General features: G+C 51.7%; 38 protein-coding genes. 4 read left to right on the top strand and 34 right to left on the bottom strand.

The features are described 5' to 3' along the window. Positions 1 to 314: 314 nt before the first annotated feature. The 3 genes from WC593_11430 to WC593_11420 form a co-directional block, all read right to left on the bottom strand. Positions 315 to 962, bottom strand: coding sequence for a tetratricopeptide repeat protein (locus WC593_11430; protein MFA4825750.1), 648 nt, complete (start codon positions 960 to 962; stop codon positions 315 to 317). Between the two features lie 37 nt (positions 963 to 999). Next, positions 1,000 to 1,680, bottom strand: coding sequence for a hypothetical protein (locus WC593_11425; protein ID MFA4825749.1), 681 nt, complete (start codon positions 1,678 to 1,680; stop codon positions 1,000 to 1,002). Positions 1,681 to 1,879: 199 nt separating this feature from the next. Next, entirely contained in the window at positions 1,880 to 2,500 is a 621-nt protein-coding gene (locus WC593_11420) for a rubredoxin (protein ID MFA4825748.1), read from the bottom strand. A gap of 311 nt (positions 2,501 to 2,811) precedes the next feature. Between WC593_11420 and WC593_11415 the strand changes: the two genes are divergently transcribed. From WC593_11415 to WC593_11405, 3 genes are all read left to right on the top strand, one after another. Then, positions 2,812 to 3,972, top strand: coding sequence for an APC family permease (locus tag WC593_11415; protein ID MFA4825747.1), 1,161 nt, complete (start codon positions 2,812 to 2,814; stop codon positions 3,970 to 3,972). A gap of 75 nt (positions 3,973 to 4,047) precedes the next feature. After that, on the top strand, positions 4,048 to 4,644 hold the full coding sequence (locus WC593_11410; protein MFA4825746.1) for a MarC family protein: 597 nt from the start codon (positions 4,048 to 4,050) through the stop codon (positions 4,642 to 4,644). A gap of 87 nt (positions 4,645 to 4,731) precedes the next feature. Continuing rightward, positions 4,732 to 6,075, top strand: a complete 1,344-nt coding sequence (locus tag WC593_11405; protein MFA4825745.1) for a hypothetical protein — start codon at positions 4,732 to 4,734, stop codon at positions 6,073 to 6,075. A gap of 213 nt (positions 6,076 to 6,288) precedes the next feature. Here WC593_11405 and WC593_11400 read toward each other — a convergent pair whose 3' ends face one another. The 30 genes from WC593_11400 to WC593_11255 all read right to left on the bottom strand — a co-directional run bounded on the left by WC593_11400 (position 6,289) and on the right by WC593_11255 (position 23,438). Further along, positions 6,289 to 7,185: a phosphatidylglycerol lysyltransferase domain-containing protein gene (locus WC593_11400; protein ID MFA4825744.1), complete on the bottom strand. Its 897-nt coding sequence runs from the start codon at positions 7,183 to 7,185 to the stop codon at positions 6,289 to 6,291. After that, positions 7,185 to 7,613 carry a GNAT family N-acetyltransferase gene (locus WC593_11395; protein ID MFA4825743.1) on the bottom strand — a complete coding sequence of 143 codons (429 nt, stop codon included), beginning with the start codon at positions 7,611 to 7,613 and terminating at the stop codon, positions 7,185 to 7,187. Before WC593_11395 ends, WC593_11400 begins: the two co-directional genes overlap by 1 nt. A gap of 107 nt (positions 7,614 to 7,720) precedes the next feature. Next, positions 7,721 to 8,254 carry an AAA family ATPase gene (locus WC593_11390; protein MFA4825742.1) on the bottom strand — a complete coding sequence of 178 codons (534 nt, stop codon included), beginning with the start codon at positions 8,252 to 8,254 and terminating at the stop codon, positions 7,721 to 7,723. Further along, positions 8,254 to 8,865, bottom strand: a complete 612-nt coding sequence (locus WC593_11385; protein MFA4825741.1) for an EMC3/TMCO1 family protein — start codon at positions 8,863 to 8,865, stop codon at positions 8,254 to 8,256. Before WC593_11385 ends, WC593_11390 begins: the two co-directional genes overlap by 1 nt. Before the next feature lie 4 nt (positions 8,866 to 8,869). Beyond that, complete coding sequence (locus tag WC593_11380; protein ID MFA4825740.1) at positions 8,870 to 9,442, bottom strand: adenylate kinase; 573 nt, start codon at positions 9,440 to 9,442, stop codon at positions 8,870 to 8,872. An 18-nt stretch (positions 9,443 to 9,460) separates the two neighbouring features. Next, positions 9,461 to 10,894 carry a preprotein translocase subunit SecY gene (gene secY, locus WC593_11375; GenBank protein MFA4825739.1) on the bottom strand — a complete coding sequence of 478 codons (1,434 nt, stop codon included), beginning with the start codon at positions 10,892 to 10,894 and terminating at the stop codon, positions 9,461 to 9,463. Positions 10,895 to 10,920: 26 nt separating this feature from the next. Then, on the bottom strand, positions 10,921 to 11,349 hold the full coding sequence (locus WC593_11370; GenBank protein ID MFA4825738.1) for an uL15 family ribosomal protein: 429 nt from the start codon (positions 11,347 to 11,349) through the stop codon (positions 10,921 to 10,923). 7 nt (positions 11,350 to 11,356) lie between these two features. Continuing rightward, complete coding sequence (locus tag WC593_11365; GenBank protein ID MFA4825737.1) at positions 11,357 to 11,818, bottom strand: 50S ribosomal protein L30; 462 nt, start codon at positions 11,816 to 11,818, stop codon at positions 11,357 to 11,359. Next, on the bottom strand, positions 11,819 to 12,436 hold the full coding sequence (locus WC593_11360; GenBank protein ID MFA4825736.1) for a 30S ribosomal protein S5: 618 nt from the start codon (positions 12,434 to 12,436) through the stop codon (positions 11,819 to 11,821). Then, on the bottom strand, positions 12,437 to 12,961 hold the full coding sequence (locus tag WC593_11355; GenBank protein ID MFA4825735.1) for a 50S ribosomal protein L18: 525 nt from the start codon (positions 12,959 to 12,961) through the stop codon (positions 12,437 to 12,439). A gap of 1 nt (position 12,962) precedes the next feature. After that, positions 12,963 to 13,415 carry a 50S ribosomal protein L19e gene (locus tag WC593_11350; GenBank protein MFA4825734.1) on the bottom strand — a complete coding sequence of 151 codons (453 nt, stop codon included), beginning with the start codon at positions 13,413 to 13,415 and terminating at the stop codon, positions 12,963 to 12,965. Then, complete coding sequence (locus WC593_11345; protein ID MFA4825733.1) at positions 13,408 to 14,127, bottom strand: 50S ribosomal protein L32e; 720 nt, start codon at positions 14,125 to 14,127, stop codon at positions 13,408 to 13,410. The genes WC593_11350 and WC593_11345 overlap by 8 nt, the downstream gene beginning before the upstream one ends. Positions 14,128 to 14,134: 7 nt before the next feature. Further along, positions 14,135 to 14,659: a 50S ribosomal protein L6 gene (locus WC593_11340; GenBank protein ID MFA4825732.1), complete on the bottom strand. Its 525-nt coding sequence runs from the start codon at positions 14,657 to 14,659 to the stop codon at positions 14,135 to 14,137. Positions 14,660 to 14,672: 13 nt separating this feature from the next. Beyond that, entirely contained in the window at positions 14,673 to 15,065 is a 393-nt protein-coding gene (locus WC593_11335; GenBank protein ID MFA4825731.1) for a 30S ribosomal protein S8, read from the bottom strand. Positions 15,066 to 15,078: 13 nt separating this feature from the next. Then, positions 15,079 to 15,234: a 30S ribosomal protein S14 gene (locus WC593_11330; protein MFA4825730.1), complete on the bottom strand. Its 156-nt coding sequence runs from the start codon at positions 15,232 to 15,234 to the stop codon at positions 15,079 to 15,081. Then, a complete protein-coding gene (locus WC593_11325; GenBank protein MFA4825729.1) occupies positions 15,234 to 15,731 on the bottom strand; it encodes a 50S ribosomal protein L5 in 498 nt (165 codons plus the stop codon). Before WC593_11325 ends, WC593_11330 begins: the two co-directional genes overlap by 1 nt. A gap of 5 nt (positions 15,732 to 15,736) precedes the next feature. Next, positions 15,737 to 16,462 (bottom strand): 30S ribosomal protein S4e, encoded by a 726-nt coding sequence (locus tag WC593_11320; protein ID MFA4825728.1) that lies wholly within the window; start codon positions 16,460 to 16,462, stop codon positions 15,737 to 15,739. Continuing rightward, positions 16,462 to 16,827, bottom strand: coding sequence for a 50S ribosomal protein L24 (gene rplX, locus WC593_11315; GenBank protein ID MFA4825727.1), 366 nt, complete (start codon positions 16,825 to 16,827; stop codon positions 16,462 to 16,464). Before rplX ends, WC593_11320 begins: the two co-directional genes overlap by 1 nt. A 10-nt stretch (positions 16,828 to 16,837) precedes the next feature. Next, on the bottom strand, positions 16,838 to 17,236 hold the full coding sequence (locus WC593_11310; protein ID MFA4825726.1) for a 50S ribosomal protein L14: 399 nt from the start codon (positions 17,234 to 17,236) through the stop codon (positions 16,838 to 16,840). Beyond that, a complete protein-coding gene (locus tag WC593_11305; GenBank protein MFA4825725.1) occupies positions 17,233 to 17,559 on the bottom strand; it encodes a 30S ribosomal protein S17 in 327 nt (108 codons plus the stop codon). The genes WC593_11310 and WC593_11305 overlap by 4 nt, the downstream gene beginning before the upstream one ends. Beyond that, positions 17,559 to 17,840, bottom strand: a complete 282-nt coding sequence (locus WC593_11300) for a ribonuclease P protein subunit (GenBank protein MFA4825724.1) — start codon at positions 17,838 to 17,840, stop codon at positions 17,559 to 17,561. Before WC593_11300 ends, WC593_11305 begins: the two co-directional genes overlap by 1 nt. After that, positions 17,837 to 18,040 (bottom strand): 50S ribosomal protein L29, encoded by a 204-nt coding sequence (gene rpmC, locus WC593_11295; protein MFA4825723.1) that lies wholly within the window; start codon positions 18,038 to 18,040, stop codon positions 17,837 to 17,839. The genes WC593_11300 and rpmC overlap by 4 nt, the downstream gene beginning before the upstream one ends. Continuing rightward, entirely contained in the window at positions 18,040 to 18,735 is a 696-nt protein-coding gene (locus tag WC593_11290) for a 30S ribosomal protein S3 (GenBank protein ID MFA4825722.1), read from the bottom strand. Before WC593_11290 ends, rpmC begins: the two co-directional genes overlap by 1 nt. Continuing rightward, positions 18,736 to 19,200 carry a 50S ribosomal protein L22 gene (locus WC593_11285; GenBank protein MFA4825721.1) on the bottom strand — a complete coding sequence of 155 codons (465 nt, stop codon included), beginning with the start codon at positions 19,198 to 19,200 and terminating at the stop codon, positions 18,736 to 18,738. Between the two features lie 5 nt (positions 19,201 to 19,205). Continuing rightward, entirely contained in the window at positions 19,206 to 19,625 is a 420-nt protein-coding gene (locus tag WC593_11280; protein ID MFA4825720.1) for a 30S ribosomal protein S19, read from the bottom strand. A gap of 5 nt (positions 19,626 to 19,630) precedes the next feature. Next, positions 19,631 to 20,347, bottom strand: coding sequence for a 50S ribosomal protein L2 (locus WC593_11275; protein MFA4825719.1), 717 nt, complete (start codon positions 20,345 to 20,347; stop codon positions 19,631 to 19,633). 9 nt (positions 20,348 to 20,356) lie between these two features. Next, positions 20,357 to 20,605: a 50S ribosomal protein L23 gene (locus tag WC593_11270; protein MFA4825718.1), complete on the bottom strand. Its 249-nt coding sequence runs from the start codon at positions 20,603 to 20,605 to the stop codon at positions 20,357 to 20,359. After that, the gene (rpl4p, locus tag WC593_11265) at positions 20,606 to 21,352 is read right to left on the bottom strand and encodes a 50S ribosomal protein L4 (GenBank protein MFA4825717.1); all 747 of its coding nucleotides are present in this window, start codon (positions 21,350 to 21,352) and stop codon (positions 20,606 to 20,608) included. Positions 21,353 to 21,358: 6 nt separating this feature from the next. After that, positions 21,359 to 22,372, bottom strand: a complete 1,014-nt coding sequence (locus tag WC593_11260; GenBank protein ID MFA4825716.1) for a 50S ribosomal protein L3 — start codon at positions 22,370 to 22,372, stop codon at positions 21,359 to 21,361. A 661-nt stretch (positions 22,373 to 23,033) separates the two neighbouring features. Further along, the gene (locus tag WC593_11255; protein MFA4825715.1) at positions 23,034 to 23,438 is read right to left on the bottom strand and encodes a Tfx family DNA-binding protein; all 405 of its coding nucleotides are present in this window, start codon (positions 23,436 to 23,438) and stop codon (positions 23,034 to 23,036) included. Positions 23,439 to 23,642: 204 nt separating this feature from the next. Between WC593_11255 and WC593_11250 the strand changes: the two genes are divergently transcribed. After that, complete coding sequence (locus tag WC593_11250) at positions 23,643 to 24,482, top strand: F420-dependent methylenetetrahydromethanopterin dehydrogenase (protein MFA4825714.1); 840 nt, start codon at positions 23,643 to 23,645, stop codon at positions 24,480 to 24,482. 11 nt (positions 24,483 to 24,493) lie between these two features. Here WC593_11250 and WC593_11245 read toward each other — a convergent pair whose 3' ends face one another. Further along, positions 24,494 to 25,414 (bottom strand): galactose-1-phosphate uridylyltransferase, encoded by a 921-nt coding sequence (locus tag WC593_11245; protein MFA4825713.1) that lies wholly within the window; start codon positions 25,412 to 25,414, stop codon positions 24,494 to 24,496. Positions 25,415 to 25,630 lie beyond the last annotated feature (216 nt).

The raw sequence follows: 25,630 nt of genomic DNA, 5'->3' as shown, positions 1-25,630 counted from the left end.
TCTTCTCCTGAAAATTGTTAGTATTCAGAATATAATGATGGGGGCTGATGCCCCCATACCCTCGAATACGATGAACGTCGCCGCACCAAAAAGGGACGCCCCCGCGGCGATTTAGTGACTGAAAATACTAAAACCTCCTGGCCCTGCCGTGCCTCGGTGAGACCTTGAGGCAGGGGAAAATCTCAAAAACGATTTTCGTGGTGGGGGTGTGAACTTAATGGTTTATGTCCATTTCAACTGAACCAAAACGTTAGATCTCTTTATTAAAACAGATAATCTTCTCATCGCTTTTTTGCGATTACCGGACAAAAAAGTTATATTTTTTTGGCACCGCGGGGGGAGTTCACGATTTTGATACACTCATCCGCTTCTTTTATCCTGCCGAGATTGCGAAGCGCGATTGCTTTGTTGTAATACACAAATGAGTTAATAGAGTTTAAATTGAGGGCCTTATCAAAAAACACAAGTGCTTCTTCGTTTTTACCCAGCTCCCGCAGCGCAATACCCTTTGCCGTCGCCGCCCGGATATTATTCGGGCTCGATTCGAGAATCGTATCAAAGCACCGGATCGCTTCTTTATACCGTCCCAGTTCATTCAGGGCATACCCTTTGTTGCTCAGCGCAATGGTGTATTCCGGATCAAGGGCCAAAGCCTGATCGAAACACACGATAGCATCTTCGTAGCGGTGAATCTTTCTCAGGGCGTATCCTTTTTCATACCAGACGGTGATCAGTTTGGGATTTATCTCAATAGCGGCATTATAGCACGCGATTGCATCATTGTGCCGTCCAAGATAATAATAGACATTTCCCTTTTCCTCAAGAGCAGTGGTATTTCTGCGATCCTGTTCAAGAACACGATCATAATGCACAATGGCATCATCATACCGGCCGATCTTCTTGAGATGATAGGCCTTTTCAAGCAATGCGGTGACGTCCATACCACTCAGTATACCATTCACACGATAATACCTTGCGGTAAAAAAAGAGGGGGGGTATTTACTTCTTTTTCAGGATAGCAACCGCACCCAGCACCACTGCAAGGAATACTATTACTGGAGGAGGGGATGCTTTTGTTGTGGGCAGGGGGGTGGGCGTTACTGTGGTTGGTGCCGTTGTCGGCGGCGGGGTGGGTGTCGGTGAAGTGATGGCGAGTGTCGGGGCATACACGATGGAGGTATGTTTCTCGGGATTGAGCGTGTAGGAAGTCCCGGTGCTGATCGAGACCCGTGACGTTTTGGATTCTTTTAAGTAGACTTCAAGGGTCTTGTAGGAATTAGATCCTCCCAGGTGGGCCTTGTCCACCGGCTCATTCGTCACATAGACCAGGTACGTCCCGGCATTGATCTCGTTCTCGATCCGGGCCGTGTTCCAGCGGTAGGACCACTCCTGGTTACTGTCCAGACCAATCTGGGTGAACTGCCCCTGGTCAGCCCGCTGGGACACGTCGGTCAGGGTAACCCCGTTCTCTGGTAAGCCCGGACCGGTCATGAAGAGATAGACACTATCGCCGGTGTAGGAGACACCATGGAGGTTTAAGGTGTCTCCCAGGTCAGCCTCGATATTTACATCCGCAGCAGAAACGGGAAGAATCATCACGGCAGCCAGGATGCAGACGAGGAGGAGGGATGTATACCGGCAGGTACCGGAGCTCTGGATAAAGCGGATCAATTCAATCACTGAATAGGAGATAAACTGCCGGGATGTTTATAGGTATGGAGTGAGGATCCAAAAAAGCCATCCTGTGGTACGATCACGGGGATCGCATCTGATTGCATCCGGATGAGAAGGAGCACAGGTGACATTACCTGATAGATAAAAATCAACAATAAATCGACGTAAAACCGTTCTGACGACAAAAAATGAACTGTGGGATATATCAGAGATTGATCGGTTCAAAACCCTGTTTGAACACCTTACCGAACTGCACGCGGATCTTGGGGTCCTGCGCACAGACCGGACAGACATAGTCATCAGGAAGATCTTCAAATTTTGTTCCGGCTTTAATGCCCCGGTGAGGTTCCCCGCGTTTTTCATCATACACGTATGAACACATGGAGCAGAGATACCGCGTCGGGCGCCACTCCTCAAACCCCCATTTGCCGATCTTGCCTTTTCCCTGGTACCCGCAGACCGGGCAGACGTACGTGTCAGGGAGATCATCAAAGGCCGTCCCCGCGGGAATGCCGTTATGGGGTTCCCCGCGGAGTGGCGAGTAGACGTACCCGCAGAGTCTGCATTTGTACCGTCTGGGTATTGCAGCGGATTTTTTTGTTCCTGCTTTCACTGCGCTTTTCTTTACCGTTTTCTCTGGCAGGACTTTTGCCGCCGTTTTCACCGGGGTTTTCTTTTTGGCCACAACAGTTCCTTGTTTTCCTGCGGGTTTGTTCGCTACAGCAGGTTTTTTCTTTGCCACAGGTGATGCTTTAGCTTTTGCTGCGACCGGTTTTTTTATGCTCTTTGCACTACTTTTTTTGGTTGCTGTCACTGCTTTTGCCATGAGAATTCACCATTGCGGCCTGTTCATCCCGGCGACTGTGTTACGGGGTCAGGTCCGCCCTATGGGTAGATGGAGATTTGTGATTATTATATATTGTGGATGATGCAATCCAGAGACAGGATTATGGAGAAAATTCCGTGTGACACGATCCATTTCGTGCTGTATTGCTCCACGATGCTTTAATAGTGGATACTCCTACACTGACAGAAAGGAGAGCGGGTTGGTGGTATCGGTCGCGGAAGCAGGGGTCCCCATTATTGTCCTGACACGGGACCTGGTGGGATGCAGAGTGATGGCAAAAACGGGATCGTATGACTGGCCCTGGCACCTATAAACGTTCACTGGGACTGTTTGAACTGGTCAGTCTCGGCGTTGGCGGGACAATTGGTTCTGGTATTTTTGTTGTGCCCGGTGTCGCAGCAAAGATGGCCGGGCCTGCATCATTACTGGCATGGGTCATTGTTGCCATCTCCGCATCCTGCGTTCTGCTCTCGCTCGCTTATGTCTCGTACCGTTTCACCCAATCCCATAGTTTTTTTTCACTTTTCTCTTCGATATTTGGAAAACGGGTAGCCCTGGTGCTCATCACGTTGTACCTGATCTCGTCGGTCTTCGGCATCGCAACCATTGCAGCAGGCATCGGGCAGTACCTCATGTACTTTGGCCAGTCCTCAGTCCTTATCATCGAGATCGTTATCATCGCACTGTTCTGCTGGCTTAACATTACCGGTATATCCATTTCCGGCATGACAGAAAACATCCTTACCACCATGAAAATTATCCCGCTTGTGCTCATCGCGCTCCTTTTAATCCCGTTTATCAAATTCGATAATTTCATTCCGGAGGTGCCGGTCACTTCTGCAGGGCTGCTTGGCGCCGTAATCATCGTATACTGGCCATTCACCGGCTTTGAGATCAGTGCAATTCCTGTGGAAGAGACTAAGGATCCAAAACTGATACGGCGAGCCCTGGTTCTTGTACTGGCAATCGTGGTTTCCTTGTATCTGCTGTTGAACGTGGCGCTCATCGGCAGTGTGGGATCAGCAGCGCTTGCCGCTTCCCCTGCTCCGATTGCAACTGCATCGGGAATGATTTTTGCCCATTCCGGCACCATAGTGGCAATAATCGGCATTGTGGCGATGCTCTCCGCGTTGAATGCCTATATTATCGCAACCTCGCGGGTACTCCAGTCCACAGCAGTCCAGGTATCCCTTCCAAAGATACAGGGTCTCACCCGCCAGGGAACACCTGCATACGCACTGGTCCTCGGTTGCGGGATGAGTGCCGGCCTGTTACTTTTTTCAAATCATTTCGAAGAACTCGCAACAATATCTGTGATCACCACCCTGATCCCGTACGTCTTTTTCTGTTTAGCCGCGTGGATACTGGTCACCGATGTAAAATCCCGCATTATTTCTGCGGTGGGCGCCGTCTCAACTGCGCTTATCCTGATCATCTATTTTGTTGTGTAGGGATCAAGACAGAAACATCGTATGGTGAGAATCACGCCGGTTTATCCCTGATCAGAACACATTATTTTTAAGACTATGCAGGACCTTATTCCGGGAATTATCTATTCCTTTGCCGCTCTGTTCATCATCCTCGATCCTCTTCTGTCAGTACCCATCTTTGCTGCCATGACCAAGGGGCAGACACCAGCAGAGATTCACAAACAGGCATTTATCGCGGTCGCCGTCGCTGGCGGTCTCATGTACCTGTTCCTGGTGTTCAATAAGATGATCTTTGATATCCTGGGCCTCAATCTGCCCAGTTTCCAGATTGCCGGGGGTATTCTCCTGTTCCTTCTCGGTATCCAGTATGCACTCGGTATTGAGATCGGGCATTGCAAAGAGCGTACAAAGACCGCAGTGGGCGTTGTTATCGGAACACCGCTCCTGTGCGGACCGGGTACCATCACCACCGTCATGCTGCTTTCGAGAGATTACGGTCTCCTTATTCCCTTTATTGCAATAACCCTCTCACTGCTCGCCACGTGGCTGGTTCTCTATTATTCTGAGTTCATCCAGCGCATATTGGGTGAAGTAGTAACCGACATTATGGGAAAGGTGCTCGGTATGCTCCTTGCAGCTATTGCCGTGAAGATCATTGCATCGGGTGTGATGGCACTGGCAGTTGTCATCTGAACCGGGATCGAAAGAAAAAATCCTGTTGTTCCATTTTTACAATCAAATAATAATCCTTATCTCGATTAGAAAGAGAAAACAAAAATTATGCGATGCACTCTGGCATTAGGACTTTTACTTCTCGTCGTTCTGATTCCTTCGGTCAGCGCCTTTGATCTGCACCAGGTCTACATCCAGATCGATCCGCAGGGGGATGCAGCGATCACGCTTACCTATCAGGATAATCCTGTTGAATATCTCGGAATTAAAACATTTATTGCCACATCATCGCCAACAAGGGAAAACTATCAGAGATCGCTTATACAGACTAACGGAAAGGGCGCAGAGGTTAAGATTCTCTGTGCAAGTCCCGGTGCAGCAAAACTCAGGTTCACCCGGTTCGCAACGGTCAATGGAAAGGAATACCGTACCAATGCATTTGATCTCACCTCTTCAAGCGCGGATTTTCAGCAGGTAATGGCGAACTATAACTATCCGGTTGATATGAGGGCGGATGCCGTCATCGTCTTTCCGGACGGCTACTCGGTTGAACAGAAAGGAGTCACCCGTATCGAGGCCGTCTCTCACACGGTCTCTGATCAGCAGATGAGTCCTCCTGCTCTCCCGGAGGACAGTTGTAAAGAGGATAAGCAGCTTCCGCTATCCGGTATCATTCCTGCTGAAGCAGAACCCGTAGTTGCTGTCGGGGCGGGTATTGCCATGACCGGGCTCGGGCTGACCGCATTTGGTTCTGCGTTCTCTGCTTGGCTGGCAAAACTCGTTGTCTTTTTCCAGAATGCATTCGGACAGGTAATCCAGGGCCGGCTTTCTGAAGATGAGAATAAGAAACGGGCGCTTCAGAGAGAGGAGTCAAAGGAGATTGCATTCGGGTTCACTCAGCGGGAACTTGGCGTGATTGCCATCGGGGCTGTGATCATCGGCCTGCTCTTCTTCTTTGCCACACGGACGCCGTTTGATCTGACTACGGTTGCGATCTATATTATTATGGGAGGACTGGCGCTCTGTGCGCACGAAATCGCCCATTGGTATCTGAACCGGAAATACCAGTGCAGTACCGAAGTCCAGTTCTGGGGGCTCGGCTCGATCATCATGTTTCTGACGGCATGGTTGTTTGGGAATGTATTTGCCCAGCCAACCCTGACCGTTGTCCGCAGCCAGGTACCCCTTCAAAAACGGAGTCTCGGGCTGATTATGCTTTCAGGCCCGGTATTTTCAATCCTGATCGCGATTGCCTGCCTGTTTCTCATACCCTTCGGGGGCATATTCCGCACCGCGGGTATGTTGGGATTCTCAATCAACCTGCTTGCCGGGGTGTTTGAGCTTCTCCCGATAACACCATGTGACGGAAAAGAAGTATTCTCCTGGAACAAGTTCGTCTGGGCACTGGTCTTTGTGCCTCTTCTCCTGGTTTACTTCCTTGTCAATATCTGAACGAAAGGGAAAAGGGCTCTGGAGAAATCCTATTTTCCCCAATAATTCGGTAATATTCTCTATCGGTTATGAGGGTGACCCCCTCTCTCCCCCAGAGGGGCAGCCCAAGGGGAACACCCCTTGACCCCTTTTTTCCAGAGGTTTTTCACTAACCTTATGTGATCCTACTCAATATTGGGAAGCCCACTTAAAACAGAAAACAGCCTTAAAAATTCAGGAGTCGCGTTTTAGGGAGTAGACTTCAACCATATGATCCGGGTGGTACCGCATCTTTGCTTCCCGAAGACCGGCAACGCCGAGATCGCTTTCCCGGTTGATATAGGTAAAATCTTTTTTAAGAATCGTTGCAGTTTCCGCGTTAATTTCCTTGTAGATGCCTTCACAGTCGGGCATACCTTTCTCGAAATGGACCAGCGCTGTGTCGTTATTGAGGCGTTCGAACAGGGACATTCCCCCGATCGTGTTGTGGACCCGGATAATCAGCCCGGATAATCCCAACTCACCGAAATGGTCGACGGCAAAAAACGTTGCATCCTTTTCATGGGCAAGAACCGGATCTCCTTCGCAGCCTTTCCATTCACACCACTGGATCAGGAACCGCTTCACTTCCTCGCGGTTTTCGGGCGTGATCGGCTCAACTGAATAGAGGCAGTTTTTCCGGAATTTATTGAGATGATGGCGGATGGTGAGATACTGTTTTCCCGGGAGATCGGCAAGATCGGAAGCGCGGTACACATACTCGAAATGGTTCCGGTCAGGTACCAGGTTGAGCCCGGTACAGGTATGCCGCATCCACCGGGCAGTATCAGGATCGATCAGCACGATCGGTTCTGCGTCACTGACCTCCGATGCAAGCCGGATAAGGGAGCGCAGAAGTGCAGGTTCGCGGGGGCCAATCGGGGGGCGGAACCGGGTGATACCATCAATAGTGCTGGCCAGGATGATATTTTTCCCGACAAAGGCATACTGGTAATGCGCGTAATGGTTCCAGCAGACCATATTGGTAAAGGTATTATCGCTGTGTGTCTGGGGATAATGTGCATAGTGCTGCTGAAAAAATGCCCGGTCTGTTAAGGTGACGGGTTGGAAATCATCCTGCGTGAGTTTCATCATTCACTCCGAAAGAGCAGGGGCACGTGCCCTTGCATAGGTACAAAACCAAGAGGCAGATAAAAATTTTCTGTATCCGGTTCAGCAATGAGGGCGATCCATGTAATACCGGACTGGATGCACCGCTCGACAAGAGCAGAGACTATCTCTTTGCCAATACCGCTCTTTCGAAAATCCCGAAGGACCACAAGATCCTGGATATATCCATCCGAGACACCATCGGAGATTACCCGTCCCATACCTATAGCCTTCCCGGTTTTCGTATCAACAGCAACAGCAAATGAAAAACTTCCCCGGATTAGAGAGCCGAGAGCCGCGGGATCATATTCTTCCTTCCACCATCCCCCGGCACGGTACAGGTCAGCGATCTGATCGTTATCCCACGAACGGACCAGCTGAACTATGATCTCATTTTCCACAGCTATCATACCCATTGCAACACGTAAAAGATTTCGCCGTCATCTCCCTGTTTTATGGATAAAATAAGACGGATCGAAAAGTGCGTTTCAGGATAAAACTTAAAAAAACAATCTGATTATTCGCGCTTGATCTGGGCAATCGCCGTATCAACAATAGCACCCAGCGCTTCAACACCCCAGTGAGAGGAGTTCAGGGTCAGATGATAAATGGAGAGATCGTTAATATCAATGGAATAGTACGACCGGTATCGTAATGCTTCGCACTGTTCGCGCTCAAGGGTGAGATCCCCGGCCGTTTTCTCATCGGCCACATGATCACGGAAGACGATCCGTTTTACCCGGCAACCAATGGGTGCGTGCACCCATATCTTGAGATCAGCATTCTCAACCATCCAGCCAGAGAGCCTGCCTTCAACAATAATATTGTCCTGCCGCTCAGCAATCTCTTTCTGCCGGGCATCAATCATCTTATCAAAGGATGAATCCGCTTCGGCAAGACGACCGAACTCGGCAAGCTCCATATGGTGTTCCTTTGCAAGCTGCCGGAATACTTCACCTGCTGAGATCAATGAAAAACCGTGGCGTTCTGAAAGGTACCGTGAGAGGGAGGTGGTCCCGCTGCCGGGCAACCCGCTCACGGTGATCCGCATCAGAGCCCCCCGATGTTTAAGGATTTCCGGATCACCTGACTCAGGGTGATAGAACAGATCATATACCAGAGAATCCAGGCGGGGATGATCCAGACCGCGGCATCATTCAGCCCGATAGTGCCGATATAGGGCATCGTCATGGTGCTCTTAACCTCACCCAGTCTGAAGAGCAGCCAGAAAAAGATCGGTACGGTCAGCACGAGGATGTATGCCATTGGCTTGAACTGCTGCTGGGACATCTCAAGCTGCTCGCGCATGACCCGGTCTTTTTTCGCATCCATCTTCTTGATCTTCTTCTCATCCTGGGAGAGCTGCGCTTCGCGATACTCAGTCTGGAATTCTTTCATCCGTTCCTGGGCATCAGTCATCCTCTCGTAATCGATGGTATACTTCTGGATGATCGAAGAGTACAACCCGGTAAATGCGGAGAGTATGACGATAAGGATGTAGAACGGAATCCCGAACCCATCCACTACGGGAGAGAATGCACCATCGATACCCTGCCCGACACCCACCCGTAACCACTCGATGCTGTACGAAAGCATCATCAGCATCATGAAAGCGAGTGCGATGTAGATACCGTATTTATCCCAGATTTTTGAAAAATCCATCTGTTCACCTGAGAACGTCTGCCAGTTCTGATGAGGACCTGTCGATTAAAAAGTCCGCGTTGATTACGATTCGTATTGTGCAACCCGTTATCATCGCATAGGCTGCAGCGATTGAACGGTTGAACTGCTGATGCTCTGCAATTGACCGGGACCCTTCTTTGTCCCGTGCGCGGGTTTCATCCGTCAATCGCCGCATGAGGATCTGGTCATCATCCGTTTCAACGAGAACAATAATGTCAGGCATAATCTCGCGGAGCACCCATTCGGGAAGCCCCGCAAGATAGCCTTTTGGCGTCTTGACCGATGCGTGCGTGTCGATCAGCACGTTGCCGGTTACCGTTGCAATGGCCTGCGCGGCACGCTGCTGCAACTGTTTCTGGACTGCGCGATCGAGCGTACGCATCTGGTCCCTGTCCTGGACAATATTGTCCTTTTTAGCCACTTCAAACATGAAGGAGCCAAAATTTATGGACTGATATTCGACACCCTCACTCTTGAGCTTCTTTAATGCCTCGTTGACAACCGTCGTCTTGCCGACGCCGGGTACACCGGTTATGATGACTTTTTTTCCCTGCATTCGTGTCCCTTTCCTGACTCACTCTTTGCCAAAGAATGTCCGCATGAACGGGTACATCTCCATGATCTGCTGGCTTGCTATCTCTTCATAGAGCCGGTAGGTGATACTTACGGTTAAGAGCAGACCTGTCCCGCTCACGGCACCGATGACACCAAAGAGGTTAGCTACAACACTGAGCACCCCGATAAAGACACCACCGATTACCGTGACACGGGGGATATACCGGTCAAGATACTTTTCCAGTACCTGCGGATTCCTGCGGTAGCCGGGAATGGACATGCCTGAGCGCTGGATCTGCCGGGCGACATCCTTTGAGTCAAGCCCTGCGGTTTTGATCCAGAACAGTGCGAAGATCGCACCGCCGACCACCATAATAGTTGTATCTACCCCAAGACGTAATAGAACCTGCCATGGCGCATGACCGAGATCGGTTATCCACCACATCCAATCAGAGGGGCCATTGATCGGGGCAAGGTAATACATAATTCCATCCAGGGGGGTAGATCCATTGAATTTGCCAAAGATGGTGATACCAACATTGGAGAGGAACATTCCCAGCATCTGGATGTTTGCCTGCAGTACCCGGACAAGGATCATCGGCAGAACACTGGCGTAAATGAGTTTCACCGGGAAACGTGCACGTGCCCCGCGTACCTGCGCGTGGGCGAGTGGTATCTCGATGCGCGTAGATTCGACGTATACAATGATGAGGAAGATGGTGATGGTAGTAACAAATGCGAGAAGATCCTTCCCAAAGAATGTGAGATAGTTTCCACCATCAATACCTATAGCAACCAGACGAGGGAAGAACCCGACAGGATACTGGTCGCTGACTGGTACCCAGTTGATAAAACCGTTGACAATAGCCTGGGATATACCGGCAATAATGAAGAGACCGACACCAGAGCCGATACCCCATTTTGTCACGACTTCATCCATGAGGAAAACCAGAACGCCCCCGATACAGATCTGGATGAATATCAGGAGGGAGACCGCAAACAGGTTACCGCCAAAGAACTGCTGGGCAATAACCGGGTTGGGTTGCAGGAAACCACCCACAAGGTTGGGTGCTGCTTCGATAATGATCATGACGATGATAAGGATCTTCTGGAGACCCATGTACATGACCTGTCCGCGCGTTTCGCTTGTATCGATGTGAAGGATATCTGCCCCTTTGAGCAGCTGGAGCACGATGGATGCAGTGACGATGGGTCCGATACCCAGATGGACAATCGAACCGCTTGCCCCGGCAAGGAGCGCACGCCATGCTGCAAAAAGATCCTGAGACTCGGGTGCGATTCCAAAAAGCGGGATATTCGTCAGGGCAAAATACAGAATCAGTATTCCGAGCGTCCAGATCAGTTTATTCTTGAAATGAACGTGTCCCTCAGGGCTCTTGACTGCGGGCATCGCAGCGAGCAGGGGTTCCATTCGATCCAGCAGGTTTCCCATGGTTTCACCAAAAAATATTGGGAGGCTCAGACGACCTGCGCCTTTCCACCCATCTTCTCAATCTTTGCCTTTGCTGATTCAGAGAATGCCTCGGCGGAGATGTTGATCTTCCTGGTTACCCTGCCACTGCCGAGCACTTTTTCAATGCCCATGTCAGCAACATTGATCGTAACTGCATCTCCTTCCTGCTTTGCAATACCCTGCGCAATAAGCGACGGTATGATCTGGTCGATTATCCCGACATCCATTGTCGTAACAAGGACCGCCGGGTTGTGGAAGAAACCATCCTTACCAAAGACGGGGCCTCCCATTTCCTTATACCACTTCACAAAGTGGTGGGCATTGATGCCGGCGCGTCCCCGGCCTCCACGGTTACCTGCACCACGACGGTTTTTATGGGTGCCGCCGCCGCATGTCCGCGATCCGCGGTATTTTGAACGTTTATTTGTTGGCATCTTTGCTTCACCTCATCTTGTAGAGGAGAGTATTGATCTCCTGACCATAATAGCCAAGCGCTCCGCCCTGCGGGAATGTTCGCTTGGTGGTCTTGTGTCCCTTGCGTGGCGGGTGAAGGCGGAGAACCGGTTTGAGTCCCGGAACATCTCTAAGCTTCGTTTCACCGCTGGCAAGTGCCTGTGCAAACTCACTGATGCTGGCATACGTGGAGTTGGATTTTAAGTACTCCTCAGTCAGGGGCGCATCACCGAGAACTCTGCCGCGGGTCTGCAGCAGGGTTTCAACGGTTGGTGCATCCACTTCGCCGTATGCAACGTAATCCTTCACTTTGCGTATCATGCCGAGATTCTCCGGAGTGTCCGGAACGAGCACGCAGTGATTGATGTGGTGGAGACGCAGCATCTTTAGGGTGTCCTTAATATCGCGACGGGTTTTGACTGTCCCGCGAACCTGAACGACCGCGTACATTTACTGGGACCCCCCGGTTCTGATCATGTTGGTTGCCTTGAGCGCGTTGAATGTCGCTTTTGCAAAGTTGATAGTAGTGCGGGTCTGTCCACGGGCAAATGTCCAGGTATCCTTGATACCGGCGAGTTCCAGCACCTTCTTGCTGATATCCCCCGTAACCAGTCCAATCCCCTGTGGGGCGGGCTTTAAGGTAACCTTGACACTGCCTGCAGTTCCCTCTACCTGCATGGGGAGAGAGTGGGTTGCATTGCAACCGCATTCCCAGCTGCCACATCCACGGCGCACTTTTACAAGGTTCATTTTTGCCTTGACAATCGCCTTCTTGATCGCATTGCCGACCTGAACATCCTTGCCCTGGCCAAATCCAATGTAACCGTTGCGGTTGCCGACAATGACAACTGCACGGAACTGGACACGGCGGCCTGAGTCGGTCATACGCTGCGTCATGGCAATATCAAGAACCTCATCCTCCAGATCGGGGAGGAACATATCGACAATTTCGGGTTCCTTGATAGGCCTGCCACTTTCGAGAACCTGATCAATACTCTTGATCTCTCCCGAGGCGACGAGCTTGCCAAGGCCGGTGACCGGGTGCCACTCCTGTTTTTCATATGCCATTTACACCAGCTCCTTTTTGATGGCAACTGCAGCCAGTTCAACCATCTTTACGATATCTCCGGCATTTTTGTTGTAAGCCGCGATATGCGCACCCTTGACCCGCTCATCGGAGGGGAGGATCTCTTCGCCATGAGGGATATCAAGACCTGCTTCGACAGCGCCTTTCAGTGCTGCAAAGACCCGGGCTCCTTTTGTTGCCCGGCTGAGCCCGATGTCCAGGATTGCCTGTTCATGGTTTGCCTTCTTCGCTTTAACGGCAAAGAGCATGCCAGTCAGGTATGCTGCCGGCGTGCTGGAAGTCGATCCCTTGTATCCGTACTGTTCCAGCTCGGCAGAATTTGCTGCAACGAGTGTGCGATCTCCGTCCATCTCCGCAGTGATGAGCTGGATGATAACGTGCCGGTTTGTCCTGCGCACGACCATCCTTGGCGCATCTGCTACGACGAGTGCGGTCCGCTTGTAATAATCGGTTCTGCCTTCCCTTCGCCTCCGGAAGGGGACAAAATACCGTGCTCCTGTTGCCATGTTACTTCATCCTCCCTGCGAGGATCTCCATCTGCGCCTTCATGTGCGCGACACTCCTGAACTGACCGCCTGCTGCTTTTCTGTAAACAAGGCGGTACATGTGCCGGTCTATGGTTCCGGCATCACGGAGTGCAACGAGCACCTTTCTGATTGCACGGATCTTCTGGATCCATGCAGTCTTGCTCGGGTTGCGGGCTCCTGCAGCCCCCTTTCTTTTTCCAGGACCTTTGCAGTGCCCGTACGACCGCTTTGCGATTCGTGCCCGGGCCCTTCCACGGCTCACGCCTTTCTTCTGGCGTGCCTTGATCGCACCATCGGCGACGAGTCCGCGCAGATCTTCGCGTGAGATTGCATTCTCGATATCCGAGATGCGGGCCGGATCAAACCAGACGCGGTTGACACCGCACTTTAATACAGCGGCAACGATGCGTTTCTGGCTGAAGACATCACTCATTCTTCTTCACCTCGGAATCGGTTTTCTTTTTTCCCTTTGGCTTTGAAGCTGCATCCTGTTTTGCTGCAGGCTCCGTAGTTTTTTCAGCCTTGGGTTTTGCAGCCTTCTTGGTTGCCGTTTCCGGTGCTTTTACCGCCTTTTCAGTCTTGGGCGCTGCAGCCTTCTTCGTCTCCTTTGCGGGAGCTTTTTTCACTTCAGGTGCTGCAGCCGCTGCCTTCTTTGCACCTTTCTTTGCCGGTGCTTCGGTCTTGGGCTTTGCAGCCTTCTTTGTCTCCTTTTTCGGAGTTGCTGCACCCTTTGCTGCAGGTGTTGCCTCTTCCTTCTTTACAGCAGTCTTTACGGTCTTTACATTGAGGACCTTGAGACCTGCCGCGATTGCCTTTGCCTGGAGATCAACACGCTTCCGGTCGCCGACAGTGCCGGATATACGGACTGCCTGCGTCTTTGGATCGAGGCCTTCAAGTTCCTTGACAGAGGATACCAGCACTTCGAAAAATCCGCTGGGGTGCATACCGCGCACCGCAATCGGGCTTCCGTAGCCGGGCTTGGGAAGAGCTCCCTTGGCCTTCTTCTGCTCCCTCTGTTTGTTGTGCTGTCCACGAGGTTTTCTCCATGAATCGGAGAGCTGTCGTTTCTTACCGTATCCATCGCGCTTGAAGGCGGCACCCTTTGCTACACGCACACGGATCAGTCGCTTTACTTCTGTAGTCATAGGCTCCTCAACCCCTCTGCACAATATAGATGCCATCCTGGAAGACACGGGGATCACGGTCGCGAATGTGGGTAGCATGCTCGATGTTCGCTGCTGAGTTACCGACCAGTTCACGGTCAATACCAGTAAGCACAACTTCGTCGTTTGCTATCTTGGCCACAACACCCGCTTCAATTCGTGCGGACCGTGCCTTCTTCTCTCCAAGGAAATTGGCGATCTCAAGCCGGTTTCCCTGAAGCTTTAACTGGATCGGGAAGTGGCTGTAGACTACCTTCATGTGGTACTCAAAACCTTCACTGACGCCGCGGCACATATTTTTGGTGTGTGCTTCGAGCGTTCCGACCATAGCGTTGATCTCTTTGCGTTTGGATTCCGTCGAAATGGTGAGCTCGTTTCCCTCACAGGTTACAACAACCTGGGGGAACCGCATGTTCCTTACGAGCTGGCCTTTTTTACCGGTCACACGAAGCAGCGAGCCGTCAAGCTGGGCTTTAACGCCCTCGGGGATCTTTACTTTTCTGATTGCCGACATCTTTTAGCACCTTCTAGTAAACATACCCGAGCAGTTCGCCACCGATGCTCTCTTTCCTCGCCTGTTCGTGCGACATCACGCCGCGCGAGGTGGAAAGCATAATGAGCCCGAAGTTCTTTCCGGGCAGGTACTGCTTCTCCCAGTATTCCATTTCATCCAGCTGTACTGAAAACCGCGGCGTGATTGCCCCGCAGCGGTTAATTTTGCCCGTGAGGTGGACCTTAAGCTGCCCGCCTCTGCCGTCATCGATAAACTCGAAACTGCCAATATATCCGGCGTCCTGCATAATGCGGAGCATCGCGCCAAGGAGTTTACTCGCGGGTTCGATGATGCACACGGACTTGCCGGTATCACCGGCATTTTTCAGGGCACACATTCCGTCTGCTAATGTATTTGATCGTGTCATTGTGCATTCACCTTCAGCTCATCTTCTTAAAGCCAATCTTCGAGGCCCATTCGCGGAAGCACTGCCTGCAGAACATGATATGGTATCTGCGTACGAGACCTTGTTTGCGCCCGCACATCTTGCATTCGTTCGCACCGCGACCGTAGATCTTCTTCCTTTCACCAGCCATTAGCGCACCTCGACCTGGTAATCCTGTTTGAGGAATGCAATTGCATCCTGTTTATTCACACGCTGTTTTGCGGGGAGTTTCTTCCGTGCCACGCGCCTGCGGGTGATACGGATGCCCTTGCGTTCGAGAACGACGTTGACGTCCATACCGAAGATACCGATCTGCGGATCATAAGACATGCCGGGGAAATCCGTGTGTTCTTCAACACCGAACGAGATGTTCCCGCTCTTGTCGAACTGGCTCTCGAAAACGGTTTTGTTCAGGATACCGACAGCGGTCTTGAAGAATTCCCGGGCGGGTTTTCCGCGGAGGGTTACTTTGCAGCCAATTGGTGCACCTTTCCGTATAGAGAACGCCGGCTGGGTCATCTTTGCAATGGTTCGAATCGACGTCTGACCGGTGATCGTCTTCATGATGTTTTCAGCTTTGACGAGCTTTTCGCCGCTCTCGCCTACTCCCATGTGAACTACCACCTTGTCGATGTAGATATCGCGCATCGAGGTCACTGTTCAATCCCCCATTGGGCAACTGCGGGTGTCTTTTTACCAACAATGTAGATGTAGGGCGAGATGGTGTCGAATTTTGTGCCAGTGGTTTCATCCTCAAGGATGATCTTGTTGGGCACACTGCCGGGCATCTTGATGATCTCGGTGATCCGTGCTACCTTACCGGAATGTTTACCGCCAATGATCATCGCCATGTTGCCAACTGCAAACGGGAAATGATCAATGATCTTAAACCGTGTTTCAGGTTCAAGGGAGAGTACAATCGAGTCACCTGACTTGTAGGTGTTGTCAGCGAGAAGGTTTGAACCGTCTCTCATATTCAGCTGGACCTTGCCACCGGTAACCGTTGATTTATTCTTCACTTTGCACAGGCGGGTTTTTGCGGCCTCTGCATCAATAGCAATCGAAACATGACGACCGTTCTTGTCGCGCAGGATACGGTAGTATTTGCTGATCTTCGGAAGTGCGATGATATCGAAGATGCCTATCCCCATGCGGGGGTCACGGCAGGGTCTTCCGTTGATGATAACGTCGTGCTGCTGGAGAATCTGCTTGACCTCTTTCATGTTCCGCGCTAAGCCCATGTGGTCACGAAGCCAGACGGTAATCGGCATGGCATTTGCGTTGTGCGGCCCGGGCGCAGTCTTTGTAATGAACTTTGTTGTTTTCTTTGCGATGTGCCACGAGTCCGGGGCGTTCAACCGCTTCAGATGGTCTCCCATTATTCAGCCTCCGCTAATTTTGCCTCACGGCGCTTGTCCGCAAGATTCAGTTTGGTGATCTGGACATTTGACGCATCAACGGGCCGTGGTACTTCAGTCCCATCGGCCTTGGTTGACGTAACACCATGGACGACGATCTTTGACTTCCTGGTATCAACCGCATCAACAACTCCTTCATCACCGACAAAATCCCCTCGGGTGACTTTTACCGTGTCGCCTTTAACGACACGCAGCGTCTTTATCTTGTATTTGTCTTTCAGTGCAGCCGAGAGCGGGGCGTTTAAGTATTTTGACTTAACGTGTGAAGGTGCCTGATAGCGTGCCTTTCTCTGCTTTCTTGGCTGTTCGCTTTCGATTCTTACCATACTTCACACCTCATACGATGATCGTGGCCATGGATCCGAGTTTCGGGAACCGTTCTGCAACTTCACGGGCAACCGGTCCTTTGATCTCTGTTCCTTTTGGCTCGTTCTTCTCATCCACAACAACGATTGCGTTGTCATCGAAGGACACCCGCATGCCATTTGGCCTGCGTATCTCCTTCTTCTGCCGGATAACAACCGCACGCACCAGCTTGCGGCGCATGTCGGGTGTACCTTTCTGGACACTCACCGTGGCGAGATCGCCGAGACCCAGTTTGGGCTGACGGCGCCTTACACCATGAAAGCCAAAGACTGAAATGATCTGCACTGTTCTGGCACCGGTATTATCGGCGCATGCAAGCCTCGTCCCTGTGGCGAGTGCTCTTGGAATCTTTGACTGCTTTGCCTTCATGGCTGCTGCACCTCTACTACGACAAAGGTGGTGCTCTTTGACAACGGTCTGCACTCAGCTATCTTCACCATATCGCCAACCTTTGCCTGGATACAGGGGGAGTTGTGCGCATGGAGTTTTGAACTGCGTTTTTCGTACCGCTTGTATTTCCGGATGTAGTGCATGAAATTCCGCTCAACTACAACCGTTCCCATCATTCGATCGCTCACGACTTTGCCGGTGATCACCTGGCCGCGCACCGGTAAAGTGCCGTGAAACGGACAATTAACGTCCTTGCACTCCTTCTGGGGGGCCTGGACGTTCAATCCAATGTTTAGTGCCATTATGGTATCCTCTTCCTTTCGTGCAGGTTGATCCTCTTTTCAGGAGCCAGAGCCGTCACGGATCCATCAATCTCGACAATTCTGCTGCCGATGTGCAGCTGAAATCTGCTGTGCATCTTAGGAATGCGTTTTACACCCTTTGATGTCATGATTACCACCAGATTTTTTGTTTCATCGATGATGCGTCCGCAAATTCCCTTGTGAAGGGGGTTTGAGGCTCCCGATACCAGAACGTCAAGGCCAATCAATTCGTGCCGGAGGACGTTCTGGGGAGAGATCATGCAGTTCTCCTGCGGTTCTGCTCGGTCAACATCCGGGCGATTGTGCGCCGGAGTTCTCTGATGTGTCCCGAGTTCTCGGTTGCGCCACCGGCACTGACTTTTCCGTAGTGCTGGACAAGCTCCATCCGGAGTTTTCCCATCTGCTCAAGAATTTCCACATCCGAGAGCTGCTTGACATCATTTGCCCTGAAGATCGCCATTACTGGTCCTCCCCTAATTTCTCATCGGGAAGTGCAGGCTCATCAGACTCAACATCACCAATGCTAGTAACGGTAGCTGCCGGTGCCGGCGCCTTCTTTTTCTGCTCGATGATGGTGAAATGATCGGGCATCTTTGCGCCACCGGGGACCAGCTTGACCTGAACACCGATTACACCGAGTTTCTTGATGGCGACTGCGTAGCCTTTCTCAACGATTGTGTTGCTCGGTTCACCGCAGTGCTTGATGTAGCCCTCGGTGAACTTCTGGGTGCGCGCACGTGCACCGGTAAGCTTACCGGCAATCACGACTTCACAACCCAGTGCACCGGATTCCATTACACGGCGCAGGATGCTGGTGCCTGCCTTACGGAAGTACCAGCCCCTCTCCAGAGCATTGGCGAGCCGTTCTGCCATGATCTGTGCGTTGAAGCTGGGGTTGGTGACCTGCTGTACCTCGATCTGCGGTGATTCAACACCGTAGTTCTGGGCGAGGTCAAGCGTGAGCTGGTGGACGAGTTTCCCGCCCTTGCCAATCACGATACCGGGCTTCTCGGCAAAGATGGTGACCTGCGTGCCCAGAGGGGTCCTTGCAATGTCCATGCCACCGTATCCCGCGCGTTTGAGTTCCTTTGAAAGGTACTTCTCAACGCGGGCTTTCCGTACACCCTCTGAGATAAATTTTCTCTCGACTGCCATTTACGCCACCTCTCGGACGATCACTTCAAGGCTGACCGATTCGCGAACCTTGGGGGTCGCTCGCCCCATTGCTCTCGGGAAGAATGCTTTCTGCGCACGGCCGCGCTGTGCCGTGGCGTGGATGATCTCCAGGTTTTCCGGGTCGAGACCAATGTATTCGGCGTTCTTCTTTACCGATTCAAGAAGGCGGATGTAGGCCTTTGATGCCTTGACCGGGTACCTGCCTGCATCCCAGTTACCGGGAAGACCACGCTTGTGCGCAACGTTCCGGTTAAATCTCCGGAACGGAATCGCCTTTTTCAGGGTGACTACCTGGTTTAAGTATGCAATTGCATCGTTCACGTGCTGATGCCTGATGAACGTGGCAATTTCGATCGAATGCTTGGGCGACATATTCAGTTCGTTAGCCTTTCCTCTGGCTATGTTGTCACCCGCGATTTTCAGTGAATAATCAATTCGTGCCATTTCCATCACTTCAGCGGAACGTACTTGCTGCCTCTTGTCGCACCGATACCGGCGCTTCCGTGAGAAACCCTCTTTCTTGTCAGTGCAAACTCACCAAGGTAGTGGAAGACAGACTCAGGCTGGAATTCAACTTTTGTAAACTCCTTGCCGTTGTAGATCTCAATGGTCTTGCCGATCATTTCCGGCATGACAAGCATCTCACGGAGATGTGTCCTGACTTTCTCATCGCCACTGCGAATCTTTGTGAGTAATGTCTCTTCCCCTCGGGAGAAACCGCGTACAATCTTGCGGCGTGGGCGAGCAGGCATAAGCGGGAGGAGTTCGCTGATTCCCTTTGCCTTGAGCTCGTCGATAGTAAAGCCGCGATAGGTGAACTCCTCACGCCGTCTTGGCATTCTCTTCTGTGTCTTTTTAGGTGCTGCCATACCCTTCACTTCCTGCTCTTACCTGTCCTGCGTGCAGCCACATGTCCGACAGTCCTGCCTGGAGAGGTGCCTCTCGCAACGGTCTTCGGGCGACCAGTGTGCTGGTGTCCACCGCCACCGAACGGGTGGTCGATTACGTTCATTGCGACACCACGGACGCGGGGCCAGTTGGATGCGGTGTTCTGCATCTTATGGTGCTTGTTGCCTGCTTTCACAAACGGCTTGTCAACGCGGCCGCCACCGGCTACGATACCGACGGTTGCACGGCAGCGGTGGTTGAACCATTTGGTCTTGCCGCTGGGCATCCGGATGCCGACCCGGTCTTCAATCTTATCGACGACAACTGCCTGGACTCCTGACGCCCTGACAAACTTGCCGCCATCATTGGGGCGGGATTCGATATTGCAGATGTAGGTACCGGTCGGGATGTGCTGGAGAGTGAGTGTGTTTCCGTTCTTCACTTCACCACTGGATCCCCAGGTAATAACTTCCCCGATTCCAAGCCCTTCGGTCACAAGCATATAGACCTTGGATCCACTCTCGAGTTTAACGAGTGCAATGGGTGCATTGCGGGCCGGGTCGTGTTCGATGTCGATGACACTTCCGGTGATATTCTGTGTATCATCACCGATGTGTTTCAAGTCTGCTTTGTAACGGTGGGATGGCGCCCGGTATGTCGGGCCTCCTTTTCCACGGCTTTGTGTAGTAATGCGATGTCCCATCTTCCCCACCTACATTATGCCAAGCCGGCTCAGAATTTCCTCGGCTGCTTTATCGTTCTCGAAGCTGACGATGGCTTTCTTTTCGCCATGCATGTTCATGAGGGTCCGAACGCTCTTTACGTTCTGCCCGAACGTCTTTTCAATCTCGCGCTTGATCGAGATCTTTGTTGCCTGACGGTTAACGAGGAACTGGAGTTTGCTCTGGTTCTCTAAAAGGACCATCGCCTTCTCAGTTACAAACGGATATTTCAGAACCATTTATCTCCCCTCCAGGCGAACGAGTGCACTTTCGGTCCACACGGTAAGCCGTCCTGCCAGCATACCGGGTGCAAGGTGCTCTACATTCAGCTGATCTACAGTCACTACATCGACACCGGACAGGTTGCGTGCTGCACGCAGCGGTGTTCCGGAAGTGACGATGAGCAGGCTCTTTCGCTGCTTGTACCGGCGACCACGCATCTTGCCTCTTCCGGCACGTACCTTCTTGCTGTCCTTTGCCCGCTCGATATCTCCATAGAGACCTGCGGTCGTGAGTGCGGTTATGACATCCGCTGTCTTATCAAGAGACTCAAACTTATCCTCAAGGACAAACGGGGCTGCTCCATCGAAGACGTGACCCCTTCCCCTGATGAGCTCCTCACAGATGCTTGCGGCTACTGCAGAGCGGAATGCCTTCTGTTTTTCCTTCTGGTTGATCTCTTTAACCAGTATTTTGGCTACTTTCGGGGGATGTGCTTCACGCCCGCCCTTTGCCTGCGGAACCTTGGCTGCCCGTGAACCGTTCTTGATACGGGGCACGTGCGATGAACCGCGACCGCTTCCCCAGCCTACTGCTGACGAGCAGATGCCGGCAAACGGGTTGGTTCCGTGCGGCTGCCTGCGGGTGCTCTGGAGGGCCATGACTGCCTTTTTGATCAGATCGGGGCGGTATGCCTCTGAGAAGAGTTCCGGCAGTTCAATGTTTTTTACAACGCCACCATCAAGTGTTTTAACCTGTGCTTTCATCTCTGATCACCCCTGCTTGCTCTGGACGCTCACAAACTGGATTGCTGGCATCTTTACAACTTGTTCACCAAGACGAACGGCCGGGCGGATACGTACAAGACGCTTGACCGGGCCGGGTATCGATCCCTTGACCAGAACATACGGGCTCTTTAAAACACCATAGTGAAGGAATCCACCTGCGGGGGTAATTTCACTGGCATTCTCGCTGACTTTTAAGATCCGCTTGTTGAATTCCGTGCGCTGCTGGAATCCCAGCTGGCCGATCTGGGGGACCTGCCACCGTACATGGTGGGGATTCCACGGTCCAAGAGTACCGATATGTCGCTCTTTCTTGCCGCGGGAGTGCTTGCGTTTGCGCAGTGCGATACCCCAGCGCTTTACAGCACCCTGGGTACCTTTTCCGGTTGTGATTGCTGTAATATCAGCAAACGCGCCGGTCTGGATGACGTTATTCAACGCGATCTCTTTTCCTAAAAGACCCTGCGCAAATTCAAACAGTTTCTTAATATCGCCACCGCCGACCTTGATTTCCATCAGGTCGGGGACTTTCTTGGGAACGCCCGTAAGGGCTGCGGGCTGTGTGTAGGTAACCGCATGGATCTCTTCAACAAGGCCGGCTGCAATTGCATCTTCAAATTTCTTCTGCGCGGCTTCTTTGTTGTAATCCTTGGGCATGGTAATCCTGCGTCCAAGAACTGCATCGAGCGGATCTGCCCAGATCTCAGTGAGGGCGTGTTTACCGTATGTATCACGGGAATATGCGCGGATTGCAGCGACTTTCATCGAGGGGATTTCAATAACGGTGACGGGCACCATGATCTCCTTACCCTCGGTGGGGCTGGTCTTGCGGTCATCCACCATGATAACATGCGTCATACCTACTTTGTATCCTGCAAATCCCTGCAGCATCGGTGCCCCTTCGGTAACGGGCCACGACTGGTATTTCGGGATTGGGCTCTTTGCACGCTTTCTCGGGCTGAATGCAAGAGAACCACGGCGGGGTCTGTTAATTTTTGGCATGTGTTAATCAATCCTTTTTTTGCGTGTAGGTTATTCTGATTGCGACACGAATTTGAGATTAATCCGAGCTTTTGAAACAAAATATTGTTTCAGAAGCCAACACGCGACACGGACAATAACACCGACACCTGCCATCAGCGAAGTCAATCCAAAGTTATGGATGACCGGCTCTGATGACTGATGCTGGTTTTTCGTCCGTAATTAAGGGGATGCAACGAAGTTGCATCGCTGTGCCAGTGTGCACCGGCATTCCTGTCTCGCGAAAGAAGATCCTGATATTGGCGCATCCACCTGCTGCCTTGATGCAACATAGGGAACGGGCTCGTTGCACGAACGTCGACCCATGCGCCCTAATCAGACCCACTCTGTCAGCCTGTTGTGACGAATCACAACTCCTTCTCGGTATACCTCACCTTGCGGAGAGGGCACCAATTGAGGAACACCCACGGCACAACCGTTGTTCTTTGTGTCTGGAGATACGGTTCCGCCGTTTCAAGAGATCAAATGCTGCTTTTCATACGATTCGCAGACTGATTCTTGATAGGATAACCTCATATCGGCTTCCATAATTATTGTAGAGAAGGAGATATAAATATATGCCAAAAGAGTGGCAGGATTTTCGCCGAGCGATGGCAACAACCATGAGCGGCGGAGGATAGTGTTATCCGAAATAGAGCTCTCCCTGATCTGTGATATATACAACAATATCTTCACATATGCACCGGGCTTTGCAGCACTGGGGGCGCGCTTCACGGATACGGTTGATCAGGGAGATTGTATCGTATTTTACCTTGATATTAATTTTCTCCGCTTCACCAAATACGATAGCGGGAACATCAAACAGATCGGTTCCTGAAGGAATGGTGCAGAGATGGGTTGCATCGAGAGTATAGAGGAACTCAAGCGTCTCTTTTGCGCGGCGGATATTTTCCATAGCGCTCTTTTCGATCGTGCAGACATTGGCCTTGGAAGTGGAGATGATATCAGCGATCTGCTGCTGGGTAAGTCCCTGTTTCCGGTACCTGAGAACCTCCATCTGACGATCAGTAAGCAGCCCATCTTTCATGGAAAATAGTTTTCCGGTAGAACTTAAACACTTTTCGTTAACTTCAGAACAATATGTGATAATGACGGAAGCGATCTGCAGTACGGCATGCCCCGGGTAAGAAAAACACACTTTCAAAATCTTTCGACGTGAAATGACATTTCAAAATGTTTATATGAATACTAGGTCATAATATCGTGTTATAACAAATCGAGGTGAAAATAGATGGTTGTTAAAGTAGGAGTTGCCAAGCTCGGCAACATCGCAAGTGGTGTAATGGCAGAACTGCTTCTCGATGAGAGGGCAGACCGTGAAGACATGCAGACATTCATGGCGACCAGCGGCACAAAACTTGAGCCGGCTGATGTTGACCGTGTTGTTTCCAACCTGAAGGCATACAAACCGGACTTCGCTATCGTAGTCTCCCCCAACGGGGTTCTCCCCGGCCCGACCGGTGCCCGCGAACAGCTCGCTGCAGCAGGTATACCAGTCATCATCATCACCGATGATGTGACCACCAAGAAGGAATGGGAAGGAGTCAAGGCAAGCAGTTTCGGCTACATCATCATGAAGGCAGACTCCATGATCGGTGCACGCAGAGAATTCCTTGACCCCACCGAAATGGCCGACTTCAACGGCAACCTTGTGAAAGTGCTGGCACTCACCGGTGCATTCCGCAAGATGCAGCTTGCTATTGATCTGGTCATCGACCAGGTGAAGGCAGGAAAGAAGGGCGCAGAACTTGTGCTCCCCAAGATCGTCATGACCACCGACAAGGCAGTCGACGGCGAATTCACCAACAACTATGCACTCGCCAAGGCACGCGCTGCCCACGAGATCGCCATGGCTGTTGCAGGACAGAACGTCAAGGGCTGCTTCATGACCAAGGAATGGGAGAAATACATCCCCATAGTTGCCAGCGCTCACGAAATGATGAGGTGCGCCGCAGCACTCTGTGACGAGGCCCGCGAGATTGAGAAGGCCGGCGACAGCATTATGCGCAAGCCCCACAAGAAGGACGGCACGCTCGTCTCCAAGAACAAACTTGTAGCAAAGTTTGAGTAAATTTATTTTTTTTATTTTTTGTAGAATTTTCCCAGGTCTTCTGGGAGCGTCATGATTACCGGTTCCAGGTGGAGCCGTTCCATGAATGCAGAGTCGCTCGTTGAGGAAGGGTTCGGATTGATCCGGGAGATCATCGAGCAGAACGCCCGGAATCCATGATCATTGCCACACTTGTCAAAAAACAGGGACATGTTGAACGCATGGGTTCCCAGTTCCCGGTATAATGCGATAATCTCAATGATACCCCGCGCCACAAGATCAACGTAGGGTTCCAGTTCGTCAAGCGTAGAGATGGGCAATATCCCCCTCACCTCGCGCTCACCAACCGGTACCGCATGGGCAGACCAGAGAATTTCATCGCCGAACAGATACCGGTCGGAGGATCTTTCCTGCTGCCTTACTGCCTCCCAATAGTTCCTCCCCTCGGTTTTACGATACTGGTTGCTTCCTGCAAGATAGAGATCCACAATGTGGGAGGGGCAGGAGTCAGACAGCCCCTGCATATGGGGGTGAACAAGGCTCGCTCCTGCAGATGGTAAGAAGTTCCAGTTGATACTGGGATAGCCATCTACCGGTTGGAGTGCCTCGATCTGCGAAAGAAGGGCATCCACTACCTGCTGACGGCTGAAGGTGACGACGGCATGCTCGCGGGTCATGACGGTCACCACATGACCTTCCCCAAATGGATAGAGGTTGGGGAACGTAACGCTTTCGCCGCGGATGATCCGGTTACCATTGGGAAAGGTGGGAGTAACGGTCATCACTGCGTCGCGGCAGAACGGGCAACCCTCTGCATTTGAAGGCAGGTAGAGGGACTGATCGATCTGTCTCTTTAACCGGTCGGGGCTGATCCGGCACCTGAGGCCGGTGAGATACTCCTCGCGATATTGCAACGTGCCCCTGCTCGTGATAACTTCCCTGACCGAATACATGCCTGTTCAGGATTATATTTCCCGGCAGGATCTGATAGTCGTTTGCACTGTCTCTCCAATCCCAGTCCTTTGGTTCCGTGACTGGAAATGCACTGAACCGAGTTCCCGGACAAATCGCAAATCTGTGCAGAATCCGTTGTCACTTTTTCGGTCCATATTTTCAATGCACAATGTCCCCTTTCAAGGAACATTTTCATGGCAGACCCTGCTTAAAAA

The organism is Methanoregula sp. (genome assembly GCA_041645435.1).
In the GTDB taxonomy this organism is placed as follows: domain Archaea; phylum Halobacteriota; class Methanomicrobia; order Methanomicrobiales; family Methanospirillaceae; genus Methanoregula.
This window is presented reverse-complemented; position numbering and strand designations above follow the sequence as displayed.